At 68.1% G+C, this 3,527-nt stretch carries 3 protein-coding genes; all 3 read left to right on the top strand.

Annotation, left to right across the window (positions count from 1 at the left end):
* Nucleotides 1-222: 222 nt before the first annotated feature.
* Genes EV683_RS14110 through parE form a run of 3 tightly spaced genes read left to right on the top strand, consistent with a single transcriptional unit; the run spans nucleotide 223 to nucleotide 3,350 of the window.
* Nucleotides 223-756 (top strand): RNA pyrophosphohydrolase, encoded by a 534-nt coding sequence (locus EV683_RS14110; RefSeq protein WP_066613915.1) that lies wholly within the window; start codon nucleotides 223-225, stop codon nucleotides 754-756.
* Nucleotides 737-1,375 (top strand): DUF2238 domain-containing protein, encoded by a 639-nt coding sequence (locus EV683_RS14105; RefSeq protein WP_131863215.1) that lies wholly within the window; start codon nucleotides 737-739, stop codon nucleotides 1,373-1,375. The genes EV683_RS14110 and EV683_RS14105 overlap by 20 nt, the downstream gene beginning before the upstream one ends.
* Nucleotides 1,376-1,385: 10 nt before the next feature.
* A complete protein-coding gene (gene parE / locus EV683_RS14100) occupies nucleotides 1,386-3,350 on the top strand; it encodes a DNA topoisomerase IV subunit B (RefSeq protein ID WP_131863214.1) in 1,965 nt (654 codons plus the stop codon).
* Nucleotides 3,351-3,527 lie beyond the last annotated feature (177 nt).

The raw sequence follows: 3,527 nt of genomic DNA, 5'->3' as shown, positions 1-3,527 counted from the left end.
CAGCGCCGATGATAGTGCGGGTTCCCGTGTGAAAGTAGGTCACCGCCAGACGCCCCTCAAGACCACGCCCCGAGCCCATGCTCGGGGCGTTGTTGCTTTGGGATGCCCGCAGCGAGCCTGGCGGCGGCCCCCCGAGCTGCCGGCCCGCATGCAGCCCCGGAGGTGCAGCCGGGGGCGAAATATGCCAGAATCGGGCCAATTGATCGATTGAATAGGTTGTCTATGCTCGACCGGGACGGCTACCGCCCCAACGTTGGAATCATCCTCACCAACGCCCGCAACGAGGTGTTCTGGGGGAAGCGGGTGCGAGAGCATTCGTGGCAATTTCCACAAGGGGGCATCAAACCCGGCGAGAGCCCCGAGGCCGCGATGTACCGCGAGCTTCTCGAAGAAGTGGGCCTCTTGCCGCATCACGTGAAAATCCTCGGCCGCACCCGCGACTGGCTGCGCTACGACGTGCCGACGCACTGGGTGCGCCGCGAATGGCGCGGTAGCTACAGGGGGCAGAAGCAGATCTGGTTCCTGTTGCGCCTCGTCGGCCGCGACAACGACGTCTGCCTGCGCGCGACGCATCATCCCGAGTTCGACGCTTGGCGCTGGAACGATTACTGGGCGCCGATCGACGCGGTGATCGAGTTCAAGCGCGACGTGTACGAGCGCGCGCTGTCCGAGCTCGCGCGCTTCCTCAAGGGCGTGGAAAGCCGCGGCGACTACCTCGGCCGACTGCCCGACACGCATGACCGGCGCGAAGGCTGAGGCGGGCACGATACGCCGCCCATGGCTGCCGTTCGGCGCGGTGGCCGTCTTTGCGGTCTGGTCGGCGATCGCGCCGGCCGACGTCCCGACCTGGTGGATGGAGTCGCTGCCGGCGCTGATCGGCCTGCCGCTGGTGCTGTGGCTGTGGCCGCGCTTTGCCTGGACGCCGCTGGCGGTGGCGCTGATGGCGCTACACGCGGTGGTGCTGCTGCTCGGCGCCCACTATACCTACGCCGAGACGCCGCTCGGCTTCTGGATGCAGGATGTGCTCGGCACCGCGCGCAATCCCTACGACCGTCTCGGTCACCTGATGCAGGGCTTCGCGCCAGCCATCCTCGCGCGCGAGGTGCTGAGCCGGCGGCTCGGCCTGAGGGGCGGCTGGCTTGCCTTCCTGGTGCTGTGTTTTTGCCAGGCGCTGTCCTCGTGTTACGAGCTGCTCGAGTGGGGGAGCGCGGAGCTGTTCGGCGACGGGGCGGTCGCCTTCCTCGGCACGCAGGGCGATCCATGGGACGCGCAGTGGGACATGTTCACCTGCCTGATCGGCGCGGGCCTCGCGCTGTCGACGCTCGGCCGCTGGCACAACCGACAACTCGCACGCCTCACCGGGCGCGCTTTCTGATTTTTCCGCAATGACTCAATCCTACGACGAATCCTCGGTCCGGGTGCTCAAGGGCCTGGAGCCGGTCAAGGAGCGTCCGGGCATGTATACCCGGACCACCGACCCGACGCATATCTGCCAGGAGGTGATCGACAACGCCGCCGACGAGGCGCTCGGCGGCCATGCGAAAAAGATCGCCGTCACCGTCCACCTCGATGGCTCGCTGTCGGTCGAGGACGACGGGCGCGGCATTCCGGTCGGTCTGCATCCGACCGAGAACGTGCCGGTGGTCGAACTGGTGTTCACCCGCCTGCACGCCGGCGGCAAGTTCAACAAGAAGGACGGCGGCGCCTACGCCTTCTCCGGCGGTCTGCACGGCGTCGGCGTGTCGGTGACCAACGCGCTGTCGACGCGGCTCGAGGTCGAGGTCAAGCGCGAGGGCGGCGTCTACCGGCTCGCCTTCGCCGGCGGCGACGTGGTCGAGCCGCTGAGCCGTGTCGGCGACTGCGGCGCGCGCACCTCGGGGACGCGCGTGCGCGTGTGGCCGGATGGCAAGTACTTCGAGAGCCCGCGCTACTCGATGCCCGAACTCGAGCGGCTGCTGCGCGCCAAGGCGGTGCTGTTGCCGGGCGTGGCGGTGACGCTGACGGTCGAGAAGGCCGGCGGCGACGAGGAGAAGGTCTGGCACTACCCGCACGGCCTCAAGAGCTACCTCGAGGAGCTGTTCGGCGGCGAGGAGCCGGTCGCGCCCGCCTTCGCCGGCGAGGCGTATATCGGTCCCGAGCACGACACGTTCGCGCCGGGCGAGGGCGCCAGCTGGGCGCTCGCGTGGTTCGACGAGGGGGCCGGCGGCGAGAGCTACGTCAACCTGATCCCGACGCCGGCCGGCGGCACGCACGAGGCGGGGCTGCGCGCCGGCGTGTTCGAGGCGGTCAAGAGCTTCATCGACCACCATAACCTGTTGCCGCGCGGCGTGAAGGTGCAGGCCGAGGACGTGTGGAGCCGCGTGCGCTTCGTGTTGTCGGCGCGCGTGCTCGACCCGCAGTTCCAGGGCCAGACCAAGGAAAAGCTGACCAGCCGCGACGCGCTCAAACTGGTGTCGACCATTTCGCGCGACCCGGTCGAGTTGTGGCTCAACCAGCACGTCGAGGCCGGCAAGAAGATCGCCGAGCTGGCGATCCGCCAGGCGCAGTCGCGCCTCAAGTCGGTCAAGAAGGTCGAGAAGAAGAAGGGCTCGGGCGTCGCGGTGCTGCCGGGCAAGCTGACCGATTGCGAGAGCGAGGACGTCGAGCGCAACGAGCTGTTCCTCGTCGAGGGCGACTCGGCCGGCGGCTCGGCCAAGCTGGCGCGCGACAAGGAATACCAGGCCATCCTGCCCTTGCGCGGCAAGGTGCTCAACAGCTGGGAGACCGACCGCGGCCAGCTGTTCTCGAACACCGAGATCCACGACATCGCGGTGGCGATCGGCGTCGACCCGCACGGGCCGAACGACAGCCCGGATCTGTCCGGCCTGCGCTACGGCAAGATCGCGATCCTGTCGGACGCCGACGTCGACGGCTCGCACATCCAGGTGCTGCTGCTGACGCTGTTCTTCAGGCATTTCCCCAAGCTGATCGACGCCGGCCACATCTACATCGCGCAGCCGCCGCTGTTCCGCGTCGACGTGCCGGGCCAGGGCAAGAGCCGGCCGCCGAAGAAGCTGTATGCGCTGGACGAGGGCGAGCTGGAGGCCATCCTCGACCGGCTGCGCGCCGAGGGGGTGAAGGAGAACGCCTGGAGCCTGTCGCGCTTCAAGGGCCTCGGCGAGATGAACCCCGAGCAGCTCAAGGACACCACCATGCATCCGGACACCCGTCGCCTGACCCAGGTGCGCGTGCGCGGCGGCGCGTTCGAGGCGACGCGCGATACCTTCGTGATGCTGATGGGCAAGGGCGAGGCGGCCAGCCGCCGCCAGTGGATGGAGTTGCGCGGCAACGAGGTCGAGGCCGACATCTGAGCCGGCCCTCCCGTCGCCGAGACGGCGCGTCGCATCCTTCACGGAGCGGCGCGTTTTTCATGCCATAGGCCGTGCGGGCTCGGCTGACCTGCCCCCAGGATTAGGGCCAAGACCTACTTGGTAAAGTCGGTTAAAAATTTCTGCTCCTGCTCCGCTTGTTCCCTCATGCGGAAGCCT

Source organism: Crenobacter luteus (assembly GCF_004345725.1).
GTDB lineage: Bacteria > Pseudomonadota > Gammaproteobacteria > Burkholderiales > Chromobacteriaceae > Crenobacter > Crenobacter luteus.
Note: the sequence above shows the minus strand (reverse complement) of the source record. Positions and strands in the feature narration are given on the sequence as shown.

What these genes read in the sequence shown, in the direction of transcription:
- EV683_RS14110 (WP_066613915.1), top strand. Translation starts at nt 223, where the DNA reads ATGCTCGACCGGGACGGCTACCGCCCCAACGTTGGAATCATCCTCACC.
- EV683_RS14105 (WP_131863215.1), top strand. Translation starts at nt 737, where the DNA reads ATGACCGGCGCGAAGGCTGAGGCGGGCACGATACGCCGCCCATGGCTG.
- parE (WP_131863214.1), top strand. Translation starts at nt 1,386, where the DNA reads ATGACTCAATCCTACGACGAATCCTCGGTCCGGGTGCTCAAGGGCCTG.